This window comes from Paucilactobacillus oligofermentans DSM 15707 = LMG 22743, assembly GCF_001434315.1.
Classification (GTDB): Bacteria; Bacillota; Bacilli; order Lactobacillales; family Lactobacillaceae; genus Paucilactobacillus; species Paucilactobacillus oligofermentans.
The window spans coordinates 61,824-82,607 of the sequence record NZ_AZFE01000031.1 but is presented as its reverse complement, the minus strand read 5'-3'; the positions used below and the strand labels follow the sequence as shown (position 1 = coordinate 82,607).

General features: G+C 35.5%; 21 protein-coding genes. 14 read left to right on the top strand and 7 right to left on the bottom strand.

What is annotated here, in order from left to right; genetic code table 11:
• The first annotated feature begins 1 nt into the window (after position 1).
• Positions 2–490, top strand: coding sequence for a cytochrome b/b6 domain-containing protein (locus FC70_RS04020; RefSeq protein ID WP_057889723.1), 489 nt, complete (start codon positions 2–4; stop codon positions 488–490).
• Positions 483–1,793, top strand: coding sequence for a glycosyltransferase family 2 protein (locus FC70_RS04015; protein WP_057889722.1), 1,311 nt, complete (start codon positions 483–485; stop codon positions 1,791–1,793). Before FC70_RS04020 ends, FC70_RS04015 begins: the two co-directional genes overlap by 8 nt.
• Positions 1,794–1,849: 56 nt before the next feature.
• Here the strand turns inward: FC70_RS04015 and FC70_RS04010 are convergent, their stop codons facing one another.
• The 4 genes from FC70_RS04010 to FC70_RS03995 are packed head-to-tail and all read right to left on the bottom strand — an operon-like array spanning position 1,850 to position 5,597.
• Positions 1,850–2,569, bottom strand: a complete 720-nt coding sequence (locus FC70_RS04010; protein ID WP_057889721.1) for an ABC transporter ATP-binding protein — start codon at positions 2,567–2,569, stop codon at positions 1,850–1,852.
• Positions 2,562–3,389 carry an ABC transporter permease subunit gene (locus tag FC70_RS04005; protein WP_083478634.1) on the bottom strand — a complete coding sequence of 276 codons (828 nt, stop codon included), beginning with the start codon at positions 3,387–3,389 and terminating at the stop codon, positions 2,562–2,564. The genes FC70_RS04010 and FC70_RS04005 overlap by 8 nt, the downstream gene beginning before the upstream one ends.
• A 14-nt stretch (positions 3,390–3,403) precedes the next feature.
• Positions 3,404–4,372 (bottom strand): aliphatic sulfonate ABC transporter substrate-binding protein, encoded by a 969-nt coding sequence (locus FC70_RS04000; protein WP_057889720.1) that lies wholly within the window; start codon positions 4,370–4,372, stop codon positions 3,404–3,406.
• Between the two features lie 19 nt (positions 4,373–4,391).
• On the bottom strand, positions 4,392–5,597 hold the full coding sequence (locus tag FC70_RS03995) for an acyltransferase (RefSeq protein ID WP_057889719.1): 1,206 nt from the start codon (positions 5,595–5,597) through the stop codon (positions 4,392–4,394).
• A gap of 228 nt (positions 5,598–5,825) precedes the next feature.
• Between FC70_RS03995 and FC70_RS03990 the strand changes: the two genes are divergently transcribed.
• The 7 genes from FC70_RS03990 to FC70_RS03960 all read left to right on the top strand — a co-directional run bounded on the left by FC70_RS03990 (position 5,826) and on the right by FC70_RS03960 (position 12,895).
• On the top strand, positions 5,826–6,569 hold the full coding sequence (locus FC70_RS03990; protein WP_057889718.1) for an SDR family oxidoreductase: 744 nt from the start codon (positions 5,826–5,828) through the stop codon (positions 6,567–6,569).
• Positions 6,570–6,700: 131 nt separating this feature from the next.
• On the top strand, positions 6,701–7,330 hold the full coding sequence (locus FC70_RS03985; protein ID WP_057889717.1) for an endonuclease III domain-containing protein: 630 nt from the start codon (positions 6,701–6,703) through the stop codon (positions 7,328–7,330).
• A gap of 5 nt (positions 7,331–7,335) precedes the next feature.
• The gene (locus FC70_RS03980) at positions 7,336–7,701 is read left to right on the top strand and encodes a hypothetical protein (protein ID WP_057889716.1); all 366 of its coding nucleotides are present in this window, start codon (positions 7,336–7,338) and stop codon (positions 7,699–7,701) included.
• 166 nt (positions 7,702–7,867) lie between these two features.
• Positions 7,868–9,364, top strand: a complete 1,497-nt coding sequence (locus tag FC70_RS03975; RefSeq protein ID WP_057889715.1) for a hypothetical protein — start codon at positions 7,868–7,870, stop codon at positions 9,362–9,364.
• A 343-nt stretch (positions 9,365–9,707) separates the two neighbouring features.
• Positions 9,708–10,946, top strand: a complete 1,239-nt coding sequence (locus FC70_RS03970) for an FAD-dependent oxidoreductase (RefSeq protein WP_057889714.1) — start codon at positions 9,708–9,710, stop codon at positions 10,944–10,946.
• Positions 10,939–12,210 carry an NAD-dependent dihydropyrimidine dehydrogenase subunit PreA gene (gene preA / locus FC70_RS03965; RefSeq protein ID WP_057889713.1) on the top strand — a complete coding sequence of 424 codons (1,272 nt, stop codon included), beginning with the start codon at positions 10,939–10,941 and terminating at the stop codon, positions 12,208–12,210. Before FC70_RS03970 ends, preA begins: the two co-directional genes overlap by 8 nt.
• A 160-nt stretch (positions 12,211–12,370) precedes the next feature.
• On the top strand, positions 12,371–12,895 hold the full coding sequence (locus FC70_RS03960; RefSeq protein WP_057889712.1) for a DUF1097 domain-containing protein: 525 nt from the start codon (positions 12,371–12,373) through the stop codon (positions 12,893–12,895).
• Between the two features lie 60 nt (positions 12,896–12,955).
• On the opposite strand, the gene FC70_RS09245 is transcribed toward FC70_RS03960, so the two are convergent.
• From FC70_RS09245 to FC70_RS03950, 3 genes are read right to left on the bottom strand one after another with little or no spacing between them, the layout of a single operon-like run.
• Positions 12,956–13,102 (bottom strand): FeoB-associated Cys-rich membrane protein, encoded by a 147-nt coding sequence (locus tag FC70_RS09245; protein WP_123827732.1) that lies wholly within the window; start codon positions 13,100–13,102, stop codon positions 12,956–12,958.
• A gap of 12 nt (positions 13,103–13,114) precedes the next feature.
• Positions 13,115–15,103, bottom strand: a complete 1,989-nt coding sequence (gene feoB / locus FC70_RS03955) for a ferrous iron transport protein B (RefSeq protein WP_057889711.1) — start codon at positions 15,101–15,103, stop codon at positions 13,115–13,117.
• A gap of 1 nt (position 15,104) precedes the next feature.
• Positions 15,105–15,332 carry a FeoA family protein gene (locus FC70_RS03950; protein WP_057890277.1) on the bottom strand — a complete coding sequence of 76 codons (228 nt, stop codon included), beginning with the start codon at positions 15,330–15,332 and terminating at the stop codon, positions 15,105–15,107.
• 270 nt (positions 15,333–15,602) lie between these two features.
• Here FC70_RS03950 and sufC point away from each other — a divergent pair, with 270 nt between their 5' ends.
• The 5 genes from sufC to sufB are packed head-to-tail and all read left to right on the top strand — an operon-like array spanning position 15,603 to position 20,770.
• Positions 15,603–16,397, top strand: a complete 795-nt coding sequence (sufC, locus tag FC70_RS03945) for a Fe-S cluster assembly ATPase SufC (protein WP_057889710.1) — start codon at positions 15,603–15,605, stop codon at positions 16,395–16,397.
• Positions 16,398–16,408: 11 nt separating this feature from the next.
• Positions 16,409–17,695 carry a Fe-S cluster assembly protein SufD gene (gene sufD / locus FC70_RS03940; protein ID WP_083478632.1) on the top strand — a complete coding sequence of 429 codons (1,287 nt, stop codon included), beginning with the start codon at positions 16,409–16,411 and terminating at the stop codon, positions 17,693–17,695.
• Positions 17,676–18,923: a cysteine desulfurase gene (locus FC70_RS03935; RefSeq protein ID WP_057889709.1), complete on the top strand. Its 1,248-nt coding sequence runs from the start codon at positions 17,676–17,678 to the stop codon at positions 18,921–18,923. Before sufD ends, FC70_RS03935 begins: the two co-directional genes overlap by 20 nt.
• The gene (sufU, locus tag FC70_RS03930; protein WP_057889708.1) at positions 18,901–19,380 is read left to right on the top strand and encodes a Fe-S cluster assembly sulfur transfer protein SufU; all 480 of its coding nucleotides are present in this window, start codon (positions 18,901–18,903) and stop codon (positions 19,378–19,380) included. The genes FC70_RS03935 and sufU overlap by 23 nt, the downstream gene beginning before the upstream one ends.
• Entirely contained in the window at positions 19,364–20,770 is a 1,407-nt protein-coding gene (gene sufB / locus FC70_RS03925) for a Fe-S cluster assembly protein SufB (RefSeq protein ID WP_057889707.1), read from the top strand. The genes sufU and sufB overlap by 17 nt, the downstream gene beginning before the upstream one ends.
• The last annotated feature ends 14 nt before the right edge of the window (positions 20,771–20,784 follow it).

Below are 20,784 nucleotides of genomic sequence, written 5' to 3'. Positions count from 1 at the left end.
TATGAAAAAAAATAATTCACAATTATATACTGATGATTTTTTTGATAAAGGCCATATGGGACTCAAGACGCGAGAAGGAATTGTGGTTTTGATCAGTTGGATTGTAGCAATTGTTCCAATTACGATTACAATTTTGTCATTTACCGGTTTTTATCATCATGAAGTTTTTCGATTTTGGAAATCTAAAGTCGGAATATATGAAATTCATTTTTTTGGTACTATTTTATTTTGTACTTTTTTAGTGGCTGGATTTTATGCAATTACCATGGCAATTTTGCAAAATCATAAACGTAATCGTGTGGTTGATAAGTGGCCAACCTATGATCCAAATGAACAAATTCGTCGGCGAAAATTAATTCGTAAATTAATGAACGACCAGTTTGGTGCTGACTGTAAAAAGTATAGTTATTATCGAGTAGAACCGGATCAAAATTTAGATGATAACGAGTTTCTTAAGCTTTTTAAGCAGGGGGATCAACAAGATGATTGAGCAAATATTTGGGAATGGCCTACTGAGCCAAATAGTAAGGATTGCCTTATTAGTGTTGTGTTTATATCCGATTGGTGGAGCTTTCTTTTGGTTTTGGGGTGCACTATCATATAAATATATTAAAACGAATAAGCGCGATGATAACTGGACGAACCTTGATCCATCTCAACAACCATTTGTAACAATTATGATTCCAGCTCACAATGAAGAAATTATGTTGAGTGAAACTATCACTTATTTATTTGATAACTTGAATTATACGAATTTTGAAGTGTTAGTTATGAATGATGGTTCAACTGATGAAACAGCGAATATTATTCAGAAATTACAGTATAAATATCATCGTCTAAGAACGGTCGAAATTGTTAAAAATAAAGGTAAGGCACATGCGTTTAATATTGGAATTCATTTCGCACGTGGTGAGTATATCCTAAGTAACGATGCAGATACGATTCCAGAACCAGATGCATTAATGAAATACATGAATTTCTTTATTCATGATCAAGATCTTAATACTGCTGCTGTAACAGCTAATATGGATGTACAAAATCGCTCGTCATTATTAGGGAAATCACAAACAGTTGAATTTTCTAGTATTGTTGGAGTAATTAAGCGAAGTCAAACCGCTATTAACGATTCAATGTATGCATATAGTGGTGCTAACACTTTATATCAAAAAGATTTCTTGATAGGGGTTGGTGGCTTTCGTCAAGATCGTGCAACAGAAGATATTAGTATTGCATGGGATCATCAAGTTAGTGGTAGTGTTCCGCGGTTTGCACCAAATATCATTTTCCATATGAATGTTCCAGAAACACTCGGTGATTTGTTTAAGCAACGTAAACGTTGGGCACAAGGTGGAACGGAAGTCTGGTTAGCAAATATCCATAGCTTCTTGTTACATCCAATTAAACGACGCTATCAAATGTCGATGTTTATCGATGCAACTCTGTCAGTTGTATGGGCATTTTTCTTTGTTATTTCAACAGTTCTCTTTTGGGCGGCCATTATCTGGTTCTTGATACAAGGTGATTATGATCAAGCAATATTAACCGTTTATCTATCATTTATTTTGGTAACGTTTGAATTATTTGCAGGATCATTACAGTTATTAACGGCATTAATACTAGATCACAGTGGAGCTAAGTTGAAGTATTTTCCATTTGCACCACTTTACATGTTAGGTTATTGGATGGTTAATCCATTAACGATTATTGCTACCTTTATTCCGGCTGTAAAGACTGTTTTAGGTAAAGGATCAGGAACTTGGGAAAGTCCTAAACGCCAGAGTATAGTTAAATAATTAAAAATAGCTTTCAATCAATTATGATTGGAAGCTATTTTAAATTACTATGTTATTCAATCTTGATCGATGATTTTGTTTAAAATGGTTGTACTTAAATTTGTACAAGTTGCATCAGTCCGTGGATAAGCAAGTGGATTTTCAAATGTAGCCTCAATTTTATTATTTTTAACAACGTAAATTCGATTAGCCATTTTAGTAGCCTCGTGAACGTCATGAGTTACAAGAATGACAGTCATTTTTCGTTCTTGCCAGAGGTCAAGAATCAGTTTCTGCATTTTAGAACGGGTTAAGGCATCTAGAGCACCTAATGGCTCGTCTAACAACAAAATTTCTGGATTAACAAAAAGTGCTCTTGCTAATGCCACACGTTGACGTTGACCACCTGATAACGAAGCCGGATAGGCATCGGCAAAACCTTGAAGTTCAACTCTTTCTAATAATTGATTAACCACTTCAGCTGTTTCTGAGTTTTTAGGCTTTTTAAAGGTTATATTTTCACGGACAGTTTTCCAAGGCAGCAGGCGATCATCTTGGAACATTACACGAGTATTGGAATTAATACCATGGATTAATTGATTGTTTTGACTAATGGTACCAGATGTCATTGGTTCAAGCCCAGCAATTAAACGTAATAATGTACTTTTACCACCACCACTTTGACCAACGAGCGCAACAAATTCACCATTCTTAATTTTTAGATTCGTGCTATTTAAAGCTACTTTTCCTTGATATTTTTTGGATAAATTTTCAATTGAAAGAATTGTATCAGCCATTAATCATGCCCCCTTTTATTTGCCAATTAAGCAGTGAGGTTTCTAGTGATTTCGCCATTAAATCAGATAATTTTCCAAGAAGGGCATAGATCATAATACACATTAATATTGTCGACATATCCATAAAACTTTGAGCGTTGGTTGACATGTATCCAATGCCAGCGCTAGAAGCTAACGTTTCTGAAACAATTAAGGTTGTCCACATTACACCTAGTGCATAACGAACGCCCATGAGAATAGTGGGTAATGCTCCAGGAATAATAATGTGCCAAAATAATTGCCATGAATTCAATTGGTAGGAGTGCCCCATTTCAATCAAATTGCTGTCAACGGATCGGATACCGTGATACGTATTAATATAAATTGGGAATAAGACACCGATTGTAACGAGTGAAATTTTTGATGATTCACCAACGCCAAACCAAAGAATTACAAGAGGAATTAAGGCTAGATGTGGAATGTTTCGTAACATTTGAACTGAGGAATCAAGTAATAAGTTAAGGGTTTGTGAAAGACTAGTACAAAGTGCTAGTAAGAATCCGATACTACCACCAATTACAAAGCCACTAAGAGCACGATATAAGCTGATTGCCATATTTTGTTCGAGAACGCCAGATTGTAAACTAGTAATGGTTGTTTGAACTACCTGCCAAGGGCTAGGCAGAATGGTTGATTCAATTAATCCGTTTATAGAGGCAAGTTGCCAGCTGATAATAATCAGAGTTGGAATTGTCCAAGGTAATAGATAGTGTAGAAGATTAGTTAATATTTTAGCTAGATTTATTTTAATATTATGGGGATTCTCTTCAAGAGTTTGCATATATTTTCTCCTGTTTATTTAAGATTAAGTACGTATTTTGAAATCTTAACTTTCTTTTTAGTGATGCCATCAGTGTAAAATGAATCTGAAATTGCTTGTTCTTCACTAGTAGCTTTTGTCGATACTGCTTTTAGGCTATAAGAGCGGCGATTAACCATTCGCTCGACAACTTTTTTGGGTAGTTTCAAAGATTTAGTCATCATTTTTACTAATTTGGTTTTATGAGTGTTGGCCCAGGTCATATCCTGCCCAAGATATTTAATGAGAGCTTTGCTTGCGGCTGGGTGATTTTTAGCATAACTACCAGAAATAATGTAGTCACGGTTTGATGCACCAACAGTAGTACCGGTAACAATCATAGCGCCACTATAAGTTAGTTCAGCTGAAGATGTATAAGGGTCCCAGTTGGTCCAAGCGTCAATTTTTCCTTTGGCGAATGCAACTGAAGCATCTGATTGGCTCATATCAACCAAGGTGACATCGGATGTTGATAAACCGGCTTTTTTGAGAACTTGCATAATCATATATTGTGAACTGGTATTTGAAGTATAAGCAATTTTTTTACCCTTTAAGTCACTAATTGATTTGATGCCGGAACTTTTAGTAGCAACAATCCCGCTTCCTTTAGCTTTTGAAGAACCAGCAGCTACAAAAGTAATACTACTACCGCTAGCTAGAGCTGTGACTGGTGGCGTATCACCAGTTCGAGCGTAGTCAATGTTACCAGATGCCAAAGCTTCCATTTCAGCTGAACCATTTTGAAATTGCTTAAAAACTACTTTATAACCAGCTTTTTTCATTTTTTTAATAAATTGTCCTCGTGTTTTGGCAATATCGATTGGATCACCAGCTTGGTATCCGATAGTGATGGTTTCAAGTGAACTTGAGCTATCTTCCCTAGTTAAGGTGTATCCCCAAACTGCGGAGGCAATAATGAAAACTAAAAAGATAGTGCTGAAAAGACGTTTAACTAACTTATGCATTGGGACTCCTTTTGTTAATTTATTCTTGAATTTTTGTAGAATCAAAATTATTGTTTGAACTGATGATTTTCCTGTGTAACTTTAATTTTTGATGATTTGGTCGGCCAACTAGAATCCCAAATGGTGGAATTTGCATACAGAAATAAGATGTTAACCAGGCGCCTCCTAAAGCGAAAATATAAGCAAAAGGTAGAATAAGAATTAAAGTCCAATTAGGCAAAGTAAATAGTGAGAGAATTGCAGTAAGAATCATTAAAGATAGTGATTGAGATAAATAAATCCCAAATGAAATTTTTGATGACATCGCGACAAATTTAGCAAACGGTTGCCAGTTTGCCTGACTGCGTCGTTCGGCGTATTTGAGACTAATCAAGAAGACGGAAATTACCATAAAACTAGCATAAAAGAGCAAGTATGGTTGGTGGACTAATTCGGTTAGATGTTCACTAAGCTTTAAAATATGCCAGTTGTAATAAAACAGACCAAATGTTCCGAGAGCTAATAAGCCAGTGATTGAAAAAATAATCCGTTGGTATTTTTTTAAGAAAGAAATGGTCGTTTCGTAATGAGCGGAAACGAAGGCACCAGCAATAAAATAAAATTGATATGATAATACAAAATTGCCATAGTGGACAAACATATAAGGCCAACCCGCATGACTAATGTATGGATAGGTATATTTAGTGAAAAATAAGAAAGCTAATTGAATTAAAAAGCTAATGCTGAGTACGATTAAATGATTTCGTAATGTGATGGTCTTCTTAAATAGCATAATCAATAATGGAAAAATTAAATATAATTGGAAAACTACTAAGATATAGTACATATAAAAATGATCGCCATGTAAAATAGCACCAAGCCATTGAGAACCAAATGTACCTAATGATGAAGTAGCAATCGCAGTAATTAATAATAAAAATGCATTCCAGAAGAGGTATGGAATACCAGATCCTTTATATCGTTTTAACCAAAATGACCAGTAGTTAATACTAGGCTTTTTGTAGTAATTTAAAAATAAGACCAGGCCGGTAATGAACATAAAACCCATTCGAGTGAAGTGTAATAACAGGTGGGTAGATAGTAGTGCATACCAGGGACCAGAGCCTTTAACCATTTGAGAAATAATAACTGAGGTCGCATGATTAGCGAGCACGCCAAAAATGAAAATAACGCGCATGAGGTCGACTTCATATAAATATTTCTTTTTTTTCGTAGTTGATGCCATGATAGTTCCTCCTAAACCTCTATTTAATCGAGATTAATAAATTTATCTTTTTATATTAATCTTCGAATATGACTTTTTTAGGGATTATTTTAGGAAAATATCATGAATATATTTATCCATAGTTGATTATGCTTGTAGGGCATAGATTAAATGAATTTAAGTATTTCACAATTCGAATCGTTGCTTATAAAATGAGAATTGTAAGTTAGATGAAAAGAGGAAATTAAGATGATTAAAGATAAAGTTGTCGTGATTACTGGTGCTTCAAGTGGAATTGGCGCCGCAGCCGCTAAATTATTAGCAGCAAAAGGTGCCAAAGTTGTTTTAGGTGCCCGTCGAGAAGATAAGCTGAAGAAATTAGCTAATTTAATTACAACAGCGGGTGGCGAAGCAGCCTATCGTGTAACCAATGTTGTTAATCCCAAGGATATCGAAGCTTTAGTTCAATTGGCTAAAGATAAATTTGGTAAAGTTGATGTGATATTCTTGAATGCTGGATTGATGCCAAGTTCACCTTTATCAGCGTTAAAAATGGATGAGTGGAATCAAATGATTGATGTTAATATTAAGGGTGTGACTAATGGAATCGCAGCTGTTTTACCCACATTTAGGCAGCAAAAATCAGGTCATGTGATTACGACGAGTTCGGTTGCTGGTTTGAAAGCATATCCCAATGGTGGTGTTTACGGAGCGACTAAATGGGCAGTTCGTGAGTTGATGGAAGTATTACGAATGGAATCAGCCGCTGATAGCATGAACATTCGGACGGCCACGATTTACCCAGCTGCAATCAAGACCGAACTATTGAATACTATTTCAGATCAAGGGGCTGCAGCTGGGATGCAAGAGCTGTATGATACGTATCAAATTAGTGCTGAACGAATTGCTAGTGTGGTAGCATTTGCAATTGATCAACCGGAAGATACTAATATTAGTGAATTTACGGTAGGACCAACTAATCAACCGTGGTAGAAAAGCAAGATTAATTTAAAATTGGATAAAAAGTTGATATAAACATTAAGTTTGTATCAGCTTTTTTCGTATCATTGGCCACAAATTAGTTGATATGATAACATGACACTAAATTGATTAAGGTAGAAAATATGATAGATGATAAAAGATTAACGGCACTAAACAATTTAAATGCGCACTATGGCCCACAACATTGGTGGGAACAAAAGAATAAAATTTATGTTTTAGTTTCAATGATTTTAATTCAAAGAACCACGTCTTTAAATGTAGACAAGGCACTTAAAAATTTAACGGGTAAATTATCAGTTGATGATTTAAGAGCAATGTCATTGGAAGATTTACAAATTGCAATCCAACCAGCTGGGTTCTATAAACAAAAATCGGGATACATTAAGAACATTATGAATTGGATATTTGATCATGGTAATCAGATTGATAATTTTATCGATATTCCTACCGACGAGTTAAGAAAAGATATTTTAACGATTAAAGGTGTAGGCAATGAAACTGCTGATGTAATGTTACTTTATATCTTTGAACGGAAAGTCTTTGTTGCTGATACATATGCTTTACGACTATTTGGTCGCTTAGATTTGGGAACGTTTGATAGTTACATGGAGATGCGAAACGAATTTCAACATTACACTGATAATCTAAATTATCAAACTGTCAAAGAATGGCATGCAACGATTGATGAACACGGCAAACGTTTCAGACATGATTCAAAAATGGACGAGAGTTGGCTGCTAATTAAGGAGTGATAGTGATGGACATCGGAAGCTATGATGCGATTCAACAAGTATATAATCAAAACATTCGCTTACTGCAGTATCGTTTGCCTAGGCAAATTGAAAATGGAGTAACGACAATTTTTGATGATGAATTGATTAAATTAACGATTGTAGTTAGTAGTCAGTTAGTCGAAAAAATTACGATTACGACAACTAAATCACATTCCGTTGAGTATCAACAAACTTTTGCAGGATTCCAATTTGGTTTTGCTGAGGGTCCGAATGAAGATAAGCAACATTCAGAAGTGATAGCTAATGGTATTTTAGCAAAATACGAGAGAGCAAATGATGGTGTTTTAACGGCAATTTTAACAAGAACCAGTGGAAAAGCAATTGAATGAAAACTGATTTGGCAATTTGCTGAATCAGTTTTTTACTTTAAATTTTTAACTAGTATAATCATCACTGAGAGTGATAGAATGTAGTGATGAAAGCGTCTAGATTATGATGATCATTTCGATAATATATAAGTAATTATGGACTTAATAAAATAACAAGGTGAATAAGATGACTGAAAATTTTGGTTTAAAAATTAAAGAGTTGGGATTAACTAGTAAGTTATTTGAAGGCTTTTTTGGCTTAGAGCAAGAAGAGCACCGAGTAATGGCGGATGGTCGTATTAGTCGTTATCCATATCCTGAAAAATTTGGCTCACGAATAAATCATCCGTATCTACAATCTAATTTTACGGATAGTATGTTGGAATTAATTACCGAACCAACCAAAGGTAGTCGTGAAGCAGTTAAAAATTTGAAAATGTTACAACAAATTGTTAATGCGGAATTACATGATGATGAACGAATTTGGCCTTTAAGCATGCCACCTCAGTTAGAAGAAGATGATGAAGAGTTTATTCATCAAGATTTCCATCGGGAATGGTATCGCGAATATCGTGATTATATGGAACAAAAATATGGAGCAGAGTCCGAAATTATTGTCGGCTCGCATATTAACTTCAGTATCAATGATACGTTGATTTATCAATTGTATCAGGCTGATAATGGTGATGATTTCAAATCAGTTGCTGAATTACGCAATCATATTTATTTCAAATTATCACAAAGTTTTGTAAGATATCGTTGGTTGTTTACGTATCTTTATGGAGCCTCCCCAATTACTGAAAATAAGTTAAGTCATTTACCAGCAGACTTAGAATTACCAGTCAGAAGTATTCGATGTAGTAGTCTTGGTTATGCTAATCGCGAAAATGAAACCATTACCTATAATTCTTTGAATGAACAAATTGATCAATTAAAGCAATCGCTTGCCGATGGGACATTTTGTTCGTTACAGGAATTCTATGGTCCAGTTAGACTGAAGGGTTCATTACCTAATGATTTGGATGAAATGCTAGAAGAAGGCGTTACTTACTTAGAATTTAGAGCATTTGATTTAGATCCATTTTCTCGCGCCGGGGTTAGCGATGATACTTTAGATTTCTTAGAATTGTTTATGGGATACTGTTTAGTTGCAGATGTACCTGAAAATCTGTCACAAGAGCTCATACAAGCTGCTGATAAGAATGATGAAGTAGCCTTACAAAATCCTAAAGAACAACCAGCATGGCTAATGGATGAAGCAACAAAATTATTAGATAAGTTAAGTGATTTTGTAGCAGAATATGATGCACCTAAGAAGTACAACTTTGCGATTGAAATTGCACGTAAACGAGTTAATAATCCAGCGTTAACCATTAGTGGGCAATTATTAAATCGAATTGAGGATGATTCATTAGAATCATTTGGACTAAAAATTGCTAATGATCGCTATCAAAAGTTACATGCGTTAGAATTACCAATCCAAGTGATTTCTGATGAATATTCAGTTGTGGCGCAAGAGTTAATTAAAGCCGCCATTTTGTTAGGAATTCGGGTTAAATTATTTAATGGAATTAAATTAACTTACGATAATCGACATGAATGGTTTGATAATAATCCACGAATTGAGTTCCCTAATGGGGCTCGTGATTATCTATTAAAAATGTTTCCGGAGCTAAATAAATAGAAATTGGGCACCTGATTAATTTCAGGTGTTTTTTTATTAAAATTATTCTTGATAATTTATTCCAAAATGATATAGAAAAAATAATTAAAATTTTTAATTTTTTAGTAATTGATGATTTAACAGCTAGAATGTGGATGCTATCAGGATAGTTGGCAATAAACGGTTACATATAAAAATATATAAAGTTAAATATGGAGGGCTTAAAAGTAGTAATTTTTTAGTAATTTTTTGTTTACTTTGAAACTTGCTGATAATCTTTAACTTGTAAAGAAGTGTAAATAAATTATGAAATATAATCACATTAAGACTTTACAAATAAAGGATAAGGCAAGGAGTAATCAGTATGACTAAAAATTATGAAACAGAAGCCCCTGGCTATACCATGACAACCGTAATGGAAGAAGCTGCACGCTGTCTTTTATGTCATGACGCGCCATGTTCGCAGATGTGCCCAGCACACACTGATCCAGGTAAATTTATTCGAAGTGTTCGCTTCCGTAATCTCAAAGGAGCCGCCGAAACGGTTCGTGAAAATAATGCAATGGGTGCGATTTGTGCTCGTGTTTGTCCAACTGAAAAATATTGTGAATTAGCTTGTTCACGGACTGGAATTGATAAGCCAATTGATATCGGTGGTATTCAACGATTCGTGACGGATTTTGAACAACAATCTGAAATGGATATTTTGAAAAAAGGTGAAGCTAATGGTAAGAGTATCGCGATTGTTGGGAGTGGACCTGCTGGTTTACAAACAGCCACAACGATGCTTGAACGTGGTTATGCCGTTGATATTTATGAAAAAAGTGAAAAAGCTGGTGGATATTTAACTTATGGAATTCCAGAATATCGTTTGCCTGCAGACATTGTAGATTATGAAATTAAACGAATTATTAATCTAGGTGCTAAGATCCACTATAACGTAACTATTGGTAAAGACATGATGATGGATGAACTTAAAGCTAATAATGATGCTGTCATAGTTGCAGTTGGTGCAAGTGAAGCCAAAGTATTACCAATGTTTGAAGGCAATCAGTACGTTGAATCAGCAGTTGATTTCTTAGCACGTGTAAAAGAAGCCAATGGTAATATTAAAGATTTACCAACTAGTGCTATCGTAATTGGTGGTGGGGATGTAGCTATGGATGTTGCAACCACCCTTAAACGTTTGAATGTTGAACATGTGACTGATGTAACCTATGAACAATTTGATGAATTCCGTGCTTCTAAGAAGGAATTAGAGGGTACTCAACGTGTCGGAGTAACCATCGTTGACGGATATGTTCCAGATTCAATTGAAGGTAATGCGGTGACATTTAAAGCACGTAATATGGATAGCAAATTAACTATTAAGGCAGAAAAAGTTATTTTAGCCATTGGGCAACAAGTCAATGCTGATAACCTTGGAATTAATATCGAACACGGTGTTGTGCCATATGCTGGTTATAAAACCGATGATCCAAAAGTATTCGTTACTGGTGATATTGCTCAAGGTGATCAAACTGTTGTTTGGGCAGTTCGTAAAGGTAAAGAAGTTGCTGATTTGATTGATAGTGAATTGATGGGGGTACAAAATAATGATTAAAAAAGATTTATCCGTAGATTTTTTAGGAGTTCATTTTGAAAATCCATTCTTGTTATCATCATCTCCTGTAGATAACTGTTATGAAATGTGTGCTAAAGCCTTTGATGAAGGCTGGGGCGGGGTAGTCTTTAAGACTATTGGCCCTAAACACTTTGTTGTTGACGAAGTTTCACCACGGTTTGATGAACTCACAAAAGAGGGGACACCTTTTGTTGGTTTTAAAAACATGGAACAAATTGCGGAACATTCTCTTGAGGAGAATTTACATGATTTAAAACAATTAAAAGAAAATTATCCGAATAAAATTGTGATTGCTTCAATTATGGGGACTAATGAGCAAGATTGGGAAGAACTAGCTCAATTAGTTACAGAAGCAAAGGCAGACATGATTGAAATGAATCTTTCATGTCCACAAATGACTTCACATGAAATGGGATCAGATGTTGGAACAAATCCAGAATTGGTTAAGAAGTATTGTGCAGCGGTTAAACGTGGCTCTGATTTACCAATGATGGCTAAAATGACTCCTAATATTACGGATATGATTCCTGCAGCTAAAGCAAGTTTAGCTGGTGGAGCTGAAGGTATTGCTACAATTAATACAGTTAAATCAATTTCAAATATTGATTTAGATAAACGGGTTGCCTTACCAATTGTGAATGGAAAATCATCAATATCTGGTTTTTCAGGAAAAGCGGTTAAGCCAATTGCACTTCGCTTTATTCAACAATTACGTGTAGCTGCCGGTTTAGAACAACTACCAATTTCAGGGATTGGTGGTATTGAAACTTGGCAAGATGCCGCTGAATTTATTCTTTTAGGGGCAACAACATTACAAGTTACAACTTCGGTTATGCAGTATGGATACCGAATTGTTGAAGATATGAAAAATGGCTTGATGCATTACATGGAAGATCAAGGAGTTGATCACCTTTCTGAATTAATTGGTTCTGCTAATAAGAATATTGTTCCTGCAGAAGATTTAGATCGTGATTATAAAGTATATCCAAAAATTGATTGGGATAAATGTATCGGTTGTGGTCGTTGTTATGTATCATGTTTTGATGGTGCCCATCAAGCCATCACATGGGATCCTAAAACTCGTCGTCCAAGTGTTGATACTAGCAAATGTGTTGGTTGTCACTTATGTAACTTAGTTTGTCCGGTTGGAGCTATTACTACTGGTGAAAAAGTTATGAAACCTGGTCGTAAAGGAAATGCAGAAGATAAACAGGTTGAATCAGTTCGATTGACTCATTTTTAATTAATTATAATAAACTATTAACCATTGAAATAGCGTTTGTCTACAGCAAGCAATGATTGGTTAGATAACAAGGCTGGCCCATTTGATTGGTACCAGCCTTATTATTTTTAAATTTAAAACAACTTCTATATAATTATTAAACAGACAGGGGTTAGTTATTATGAAAATTAGTAAAAAAGTTTGGTTCGATTCGATTGGCGTTGGATTATTTACATTAGTTTATAGTTTAATGATGACTGGTGGCGGTCTTTGGATGGGATCAGCGGCATTTATTGCAGTATCTTATTTCTTTGGTGCAGGGTTTCCGAAGGATAAAATATGGAATATTTTGGTTAGTTTCGCTTTAGGAATTGGCTGGGGATTAATTGCATTTTATTTTTTGCATATTTCATTTATGTCTGGCTTGATTGGTTCATCGATCATGTTTGGTATTATGACGTTTATTGTTTTATTTTTACAAGGAACCATTATGAAATTTACAATCGTGCCAGCTTGGCTGATTGCTTGGGGAACGACGATGTTAATTCTTTCCAATATCACCATTCATAGTTGGGGATTATTCGTTTTCCAATTATATTTATCAATGTTATTGGGGATTTTTGTCATTGGATATGCGTCAGATTATTTTAAACAATTGATGCTTCGTTACTTTCCAGAAGAAAAAGAGAATCAAGATCATAAATAGAGAAAAATAAACCACTAGATTCAGAATTTTGAATCTGGTGGTTTTTTTAATGAAAAAATGTTATTTAATATTTTTTTTAATCTGACAGTTGCAATCTTTGCCAATTGGACATTGATTGGTTCCTGATTTTTTAATGTTATGAAAAATAATTAAAGCTGCAATACCGATAATTATTAGTATTACAACGATATTAACCAACAAGCTCATCAATATTCCTCCTTAAATAAATAGTGAACCGACTTGATAAATTATCATTGAAATCGCAAATGCGAGAACTGTGTTAGAAATCAAGGAATATATTGCCCATTTGATTGACCCGGTTTCAGCTTTAATTGCTGACAATGTGGAAAAACAAGGGGCATATAATAAGATAAAAATTAAAAGGCAATAAGCTGACAAGGGTGTAAACAATGTGCTAAAGGTAGCAATTAATCCAGTTTGGCCACTTAAATGAAACAGGACAATCATGCTTGAACTAATGACTTCTTTAGCGAAAATTCCTGTTAATAGGGCACTAACTGTCGCCCATGAAGTCACACCAATTAATTTAAAGATTGGTAATGCAGCTTGTCCAATTAAAGCACAAAAGCTGGCATTGATATTAGTAACTACTCCTTGGGGTCCTAAATTAGAAAGTAACCAGATTAAAACCGTTCCAGCAAAAATAATTGAACCTGCGTTTTTAATAAAGCCTTTGCCTTTATCCCATGTACCCATAGCGATGATATCTAATCTGGGTAAATGATATTTTGGTAATTCAATAATAAAGACTGAAGTTTCTTTCACTTTAAAAAGCCATTGATAAACTTTAGCCATTAATAATGCCACGAAAATACCGATGAAATAAATTGATAGTACTACAAGAGCCTGATGCTTTTGAAAAAAGGCGGCGACAAATAATCCATAAATAGGCAGACGAGCTGAACAACTGACAAACGGTGAGATTAATGTGGTGATCAGACGTTCTTTTGGTTGTTCAATTGTTCGAGCAGCCATAATACCGGTCACGTTACAACCAAATCCAATAATTAGGGGAATAAACGCTTTGCCGTTTAGTCCAAATATTTGCATTAATCGGTCGGTCACTAATGCAGCGCGTGACATATATCCTGAATCCTCTAGTAAGGAAATACAAGCAAATAAGATAAAAATTTGTGGAATAAATGTCAGTACGCCACCAACACCGGCAATTATTCCATCAACAATTAACGACTTTAAAAACGGGATTGCACCAAGTTGAGTTAATAGGGCAGCTGTGGCTGAGGATACCGGGCCAGAAATGAAACTGTCTAATAAATCAGAGAGGGGTGTTCCCAACCAGTCAAATGATAATTTAAACATTAAAAAGAATATGCCAATAAAAATTGGTAATCCAAGTAGTGGCTGTGTAATCCAGTGATCGATTTTGGCAGTTATATTTTGATGACTTTTTGATGATTCTTGTTGAGTGGCTCTGTCTAAAACTGAGTTAATAAAATCCAAGCGAGTGTTAAAAATTTGTGATTCGTAGTTATGACTATCAAAAATGGTTTCTTGACTGGTTAATGGATGTAAATGATGATCAGTCGCATATTGTCTCACTTGAAGATTCTTGTTCATAAACTGAATCGTTAACCAACGAGCAAAAGGTTCTGTGTAATTGAATTGTTGCATGAGCTGCATGCTGGTGAGGGTAATAATATTTGATATCTCTACTGGATAATTTAAGTGTAATACAGCAGCTTTTTTAATTGGTGAACTTATTAATTCTGATTTTAGTTGTGCTAGTCCGTCTTTGTTACGGGCATTGGTACTAAAGAAACGACAACCTAGAGTCTCTGATAAAATATCGAGATCATAATTAATACCACTTCGTTTAAGGTCATCGATCATATTTAATGCAATGACCATTGGTTGACCAAATTCTAAGAGTTCGACTGACAAAAGGAGATTACGTTTGAGTTGGCAAGCGTTGGTTACATTAAGAATAATATCAGGAGAGTCATTTAGTAAACAATTAATTGCGACGGATTCATCCTTAGTAATTGGATTTAGCGAGTAAATTCCAGGTAAGTCAATAACCAACAATTCAGAATGGTTAATTTTACCAACCTTTTTTTCAACCGTTACGCCTTCCCAGTTACCAACGTATGAGTATGTATCTGTGAGGCCATTAAATAACGTTGTTTTACCAGTGTTGGGATTACCTAATAAAGCGACAACCGGCATGTTAGTTACCTCCAATCAAAGCTAAAAAGATTGAATAACGAATTCCAATTCTTTGAGATTCATATTCAACAATAACTGGTCCATGGAATGGATACTTACGTAGTACAGCTAATTCACATCCTGAATGAATACCGAGGCTATGTAAACGTGTGGCTGTGGGCTTATCTATTTGTTCCATTTGATGGACGGTAACGGTTTGATGGGATGGTTCTGCGTAGTTAAGCTGCATCATCAACAGACCTTTCATATATTTAAAGCGCTTTCTTTATATCTTGATGGTTTCAGTTTATCATGTTCCTAGTTTCACAAACATTAGGGAATTGCCTAATATTTTTTTGTGAATATTCCTGGGTATAATAGCTGCAAGGGCTTTCAACGGTAGTTTTGCAATGCTTGATTGAGAATATTCATGAATATTCCCATAAAGATTATGAACACTGAGATCGTCCATAAGTACACAATGTATTTTTTACTTAAAAATAATGGAGGCTACTTAATAATGGGAATACTTGAAATTAAAGATTTACATGTTTCAGTGACTGATGATGAGACACAGCACGCAAAAGAAATATTAAAAGGTGTTAATTTAACAATAAAAACTGGTGAAATTCATGCCATTATGGGACCAAATGGAACGGGAAAATCAACATTGTCGGAAACAATTATGGGGGCAGCTGCATATCAAGTAACACAAGGTGATATTTTGTTGAATGGTGAAAGTATTGTTAACATGCCAGTTGATGAACGAGCCAGAAAAGGGTTATTTTTGGGGATGCAATATCCAGCAGAAATTCAAGGAGTAACTAATGCTGAATTTCTTCGGGCAGCGATGAATGCTCGTCGTTTAGAAGATGATCAAATTTCGGTTATGAATTTTTTGAAAGAACTAGATAAGAATCTTGATTTACTTGATATGAGTGAAGAGATGACGGAGCGCTACCTTAATGAAGGCTTTTCTGGTGGTGAAAAGAAACGTAATGAAATTTTGCAATTAATGATGATTAAACCAAGTTTTGCTTTGCTTGATGAGATTGATTCTGGACTTGATATTGATGCCTTGAAGGTTGTTTCAAAGGGTGTGAATGCAATGCGTGGAGATAACTTTGGCTCACTAATAATTACACACTACCAACGACTTCTAAACTATATTGTGCCAGATGTTGTTCATATTATGATGGACGGTAAAATTGTTAAAACTGGAAATGCTGAGCTCGCTAAAACACTTGAAGTTGAAGGCTATGCCGGCCTACGTGATGACTTAGATTTAGATGTTGCACTGGTAGATGAAAATTAGGAGGCATGCTAATGAAAACTGTTGAACAAATGATCAGTGCTGATGAATTATCTGAATTCGCTCGTCAAAACATGGAACCTGATTGGTTAATTGAAAAACGTTTATTAGCTTGTGAACAAATGAAGACTCTCAATTTTCCTAACGTATTACGATTTAATTACCGAAATTGGCAAATGACAAGTGATTTATTAGCTTGGATTAAATCTGATAAAAACTTACTTAATTGCGATTTGAATAATAATAGTTTAGTTCAGTTCGGTCAAACCACGCTTAGTGTTAATTTAGCAACGGAGCTTAAGCAACAAGGGGTCATTTTAACTGATTTGTTTACGGCTGCTCGTGATTATCCAGAACTTGTTCATGATAATTTTATGACAAAGGCGATTCAGACGGATGATAACTTTCTTGCTAGTTACCATGCTGCGTGTTTAACTTCTGGTATTTTTTTGTATGTACCAGATAATGTTGAATTTAAGGAACCAATTGAATTAAATCTTATTCAAGATAGTACCCAAGTTTCACCATTAGTCAGCCATACTTTAATTGTAGCTGGTGCTAACACCAAATTTTCTGTTATCCAGCAGATCCATACTAAAGGGAGTCAAGCTAATTTAGCTAATGCTTTTGTTGAAGTAATTGCTCAAGAAAATAGTCATGTAAATATGTCATCTTTGGATGAATTAGGCGAGAATACATTAGCTTATTTACAAAGACGCGCAGCAGTTGGACGCAATGCTCATGTTAATTGGGCGATTGGAATGATGAATGATGGGGATACCGTTGGTAATTTTGCGCTTGAATTAAATGGGGATGGAGCGCAAGCAAAGGCAAAAGTAGTGGCTATTACTAAACATCGACAACGCGTGGGCATTAATACTGGAATAAAAAATGTGGGTAAACATACCGTTGGCGACATTTTACAACGTGGAGTAATTTTAGATGATTCACAATTAGTTTTTAATGGAATTGGTGATATTGTTCATGGGGCGTCAGGCTCCGAATCGGAACAAGAAAATCGTATTTTAATGATGTCAAATAATGCATATGGTAATGCTAATCCAATTTTATTAATTGATGAAAATGATGTTCTAGCTGGTCACGCGGCAAGTGTTGGTCAAGTCGATCAATCACAATTATATTACCTAATGAGTCGCGGATTAAGTCGCGTGCTTGCTGAACGTTTAGTGATTCGAGGGTTCTTAGGTGCAGTTCTAACGGCAATTCCGTTAAAAACAGTTCAGCAAAAATTAATTAAAATTATTGAGAGGAAACTAGCAGATGGACACGAAAGTGATTAACGTGCAGGCAGATTTTCCAATATTAAATCAACAAGTAAATGATGAACGGTTAGTTTATTTGGATAATGCAGCGACTGCACAAAAACCATTGGTGGTTACTGAAAGTTTGGACAAATTTTATCATACGGATAATGCGAATGTTCATCGGGGTGTTCACACGCTAGCCGAACGCGCGACAGCGGCATATGAAGCGGCACGTTCTAAAGTTAAAAATTTTATTAATGCTAATGAAGCCGCAGAAGTTATTTTTACCAAAGGGACAACTGATGGTTTAAACATGCTTGCTAGTACTTATGGCGAACAAAACATTCATGAGGGTGACGAGATTGTTATTTCAATTATGGAACATCACAGTAATTTAATTCCATGGCAACAGTTAGCAATTCGTAAGCATGCCACGTTGAAATATATTGGGCTGACAGCTGAAGGTGAACTCGATTTAGTTGATGCAGCAGCTAAAATTACAAATCGTACGAAAATTGTTTCAATAGCACATGCTAGCAATGTGATGGGTACGATTAATCCAATTAAAGAGCTTGCTAACCTGGCGCATGAAGTTGGGGCCATTATCATCGTTGATGGAGCTCAGGCAATACCTCATATAGCCGTCGATGTACAAAAACTTGATGTTGATTTTTATGCTTTTTCTGGTCATAAGATGATGGGCCCAACTGGAATTGGGGTCTTATATGGTAAACATGAATTACTTGATCAAATGAATCCTTATCAATTTGGTGGAGAAATGATTGATTTTGTTTATCAACAAAAGAGTACTTGGACACAGTTACCATGGAAATTTGAAGCAGGAACACAAAACATTGCTGGCGCAATTGGTTTGGGCACAGCTGTTGATTATTTAACTGATATTGGGATGGAATCCGTCGCACAACACGAACAACAAATTGTTGATTACTTATTACCTAAGTTAGTTGCTGATGATGCTATCGAAGTTTATGGACCAAAAAATCCACAAAAGCATTCGGGTGTGATCGCATTTAATCTTAAAGGAATTCATCCGCATGATTTAGCTACAGCATTAGATATGGAAGGTGTGGCGGTTCGAGCTGGTCATCACTGTGCTCAACCACTAATGGAGTATTTGGGTGTCGTTGCCACTGCTAGAGCAAGTTTTTATTTATACAATACAAAGGAAGATGTTGATTCCTTTTTGAATGCATTGACTGAAACAAAGGAGTTCTTTAATCATGGGACTAGCAAAGCTAAATAATTTATATCGAGAAGTAATTTTAGATCACTCAGATCACCCCCATCATAAAGGGCAGTTAGCTGTCGATGATGTTTCGAATGAAATTACATTAAAAAATCCAACTTGCGGGGATGTTATTAACTTAGAAATTAAGTTATCAACTGATGATATTATTGAAAACATTGGCTTTACGGGTGATGGATGCACGATTAGTCAATCATCGGCAAGCATGATGACGGATGCAGTTTTAGGCAAAAGTAAAGATGATGCGTTAAAGATGGCTAAAACATTTTCCGATATGGTAATGGGAAAGCAACATGCACAAGCTGATTTGGATGAGTTAGATGACGCAGCGATTCTTTCGAGTATTGTGAGTTTTCCAGCAAGAATTAAGTGCGCTACTTTAGCTTGGTGGGCATTGCAGCGGGCATTATTAAATCAAAATGAATCGGGGAAAGACAATGTCAAAAGCAGTTAATCAAGTTATTAAAGATGAAGATTACGAATTTGGTTTCCATGATGATATTCAGCCAGCGTATTCTACTGGTAGAGGTTTGACTGAGGAGACGGTCCGTGAAATTTCAGCGGAAAAGAAGGAACCAAAGTGGATGCTGGATTATCGGTTACATGCATATAAAGCTTATAAAAAGTTACCAATGCCATCATATGGTCCAGATTTATCAAAACTTGATTTAAAAAACATGCACTATTACCAAAAAATGACTGATAAAAAGTATCGTGATTGGGATGATGTACCAGAAGATTTGAAAAAAACGTTTGATCGCTTGGGAGTTCCTGAAGCAGAACGGAACTATTTAGCTGGGTCGTCTGCACAATATGAATCAGAAGTTGTCTATCATAATATGCGAGATGATTTTGCTAAGTTAGGGATTATTTTTACAGATTCTGATACTGCACTTCGTGAATATCCAGAATTGTTTAAAAAGTGGTTCGGTAAATTAGTGAAACCAACCGATAATAAATTTGCAGCACTTAATGCAGCGGTCTGGTCTGGGGGATCATTTATTTACGTACCTAAAGGGGTTGAAACTAAAACCCCAATTCAATCTTATTTTCGACTTAATTCAGAAAACTCTGGTCAGTTTGAACGTACATTGATTATTGTTGAAGAAGGGGCAAAAGTTGATTACGTTGAGGGTTGTACTGCACCAAGTTATTCATCAGATAGTTTACATGCTGCGGTAGTTGAAGTGAACGTTGAAAAAGATGCTTATTGTCGTTATACGACCATTCAGAATTGGTCAGATAATGTATATAGTTTGGAGACTAAGCGTGCCGCAGCTGCTGAAAATGCAACCATGGAATGGATTGATGGTAATCTTGGATCAAAAGTAACGATGAAGTATCCTTCAGTTTATTTAAACGGCGAGGGTGCTCACGGAACGATGCTTTCAATAGCCGTGGCTAGTAATGGAATTCATCAAGATTCCGGGGCGCGGATGATTCATAATGCCAAAAATACTTCAAGTACGATTGTCTCCAAATCGATATCAAGAACGGGTGGTTCAACTGATTACCGTGGAACAGTACGTTTCGGGAAACATTCTGATGGCTCCAAAGCACATGTAGAATGTGACACCATTATTATGGATGATCAATCTTCTTCTGATACGATTCCGTTTAATGAAATCTCAAATGCCAATGTCTCAATGGAACATGAGGCCAAGGTTTCTAAAATTTCTGAAGAACAACTATATTATTTGATGAGTCGCGGCATTACGGAAGCTAAAGCAACTGAAATGATTGTAATGGGATTTGTGGAACCATTTACTAAACAACTACCAATGGAATATGCAGTTGAATTAAATCGACTAATTAGTTTTGAAATGGAAGGATCAATCGGATAAAAAGGAGGAGCCAA

What these genes read in the sequence shown, in the direction of transcription:
- FC70_RS03950 (WP_057890277.1), bottom strand. Translation starts at nt 15,332, where the DNA reads ATGCAGCTTAACTACGCAGAACCATCCCATCAAACCGTTACCGTCCAT.
- FC70_RS04015 (WP_057889722.1), top strand. Translation starts at nt 483, where the DNA reads ATGATTGAGCAAATATTTGGGAATGGCCTACTGAGCCAAATAGTAAGG.
- FC70_RS04005 (WP_083478634.1), bottom strand. Translation starts at nt 3,389, where the DNA reads ATGCAAACTCTTGAAGAGAATCCCCATAATATTAAAATAAATCTAGCT.
- FC70_RS03995 (WP_057889719.1), bottom strand. Translation starts at nt 5,597, where the DNA reads ATGGCATCAACTACGAAAAAAAAGAAATATTTATATGAAGTCGACCTC.
- feoB (WP_057889711.1), bottom strand. Translation starts at nt 15,103, where the DNA reads ATGCCGGTTGTCGCTTTATTAGGTAATCCCAACACTGGTAAAACAACG.
- sufD (WP_083478632.1), top strand. Translation starts at nt 16,409, where the DNA reads ATGAAAACTGTTGAACAAATGATCAGTGCTGATGAATTATCTGAATTC.
- FC70_RS03990 (WP_057889718.1), top strand. Translation starts at nt 5,826, where the DNA reads ATGATTAAAGATAAAGTTGTCGTGATTACTGGTGCTTCAAGTGGAATT.
- FC70_RS03935 (WP_057889709.1), top strand. Translation starts at nt 17,676, where the DNA reads ATGGACACGAAAGTGATTAACGTGCAGGCAGATTTTCCAATATTAAAT.
- FC70_RS04010 (WP_057889721.1), bottom strand. Translation starts at nt 2,569, where the DNA reads ATGGCTGATACAATTCTTTCAATTGAAAATTTATCCAAAAAATATCAA.
- sufC (WP_057889710.1), top strand. Translation starts at nt 15,603, where the DNA reads ATGGGAATACTTGAAATTAAAGATTTACATGTTTCAGTGACTGATGAT.
- FC70_RS04020 (WP_057889723.1), top strand. Translation starts at nt 2, where the DNA reads ATGAAAAAAAATAATTCACAATTATATACTGATGATTTTTTTGATAAA.
- FC70_RS03980 (WP_057889716.1), top strand. Translation starts at nt 7,336, where the DNA reads ATGGACATCGGAAGCTATGATGCGATTCAACAAGTATATAATCAAAAC.
- sufB (WP_057889707.1), top strand. Translation starts at nt 19,364, where the DNA reads ATGTCAAAAGCAGTTAATCAAGTTATTAAAGATGAAGATTACGAATTT.
- FC70_RS03970 (WP_057889714.1), top strand. Translation starts at nt 9,708, where the DNA reads ATGACTAAAAATTATGAAACAGAAGCCCCTGGCTATACCATGACAACC.
- FC70_RS04000 (WP_057889720.1), bottom strand. Translation starts at nt 4,372, where the DNA reads ATGCATAAGTTAGTTAAACGTCTTTTCAGCACTATCTTTTTAGTTTTC.
- FC70_RS03975 (WP_057889715.1), top strand. Translation starts at nt 7,868, where the DNA reads ATGACTGAAAATTTTGGTTTAAAAATTAAAGAGTTGGGATTAACTAGT.
- FC70_RS09245 (WP_123827732.1), bottom strand. Translation starts at nt 13,102, where the DNA reads ATGAGCTTGTTGGTTAATATCGTTGTAATACTAATAATTATCGGTATT.
- preA (WP_057889713.1), top strand. Translation starts at nt 10,939, where the DNA reads ATGATTAAAAAAGATTTATCCGTAGATTTTTTAGGAGTTCATTTTGAA.
- FC70_RS03960 (WP_057889712.1), top strand. Translation starts at nt 12,371, where the DNA reads ATGAAAATTAGTAAAAAAGTTTGGTTCGATTCGATTGGCGTTGGATTA.
- sufU (WP_057889708.1), top strand. Translation starts at nt 18,901, where the DNA reads ATGGGACTAGCAAAGCTAAATAATTTATATCGAGAAGTAATTTTAGAT.
- FC70_RS03985 (WP_057889717.1), top strand. Translation starts at nt 6,701, where the DNA reads ATGATAGATGATAAAAGATTAACGGCACTAAACAATTTAAATGCGCAC.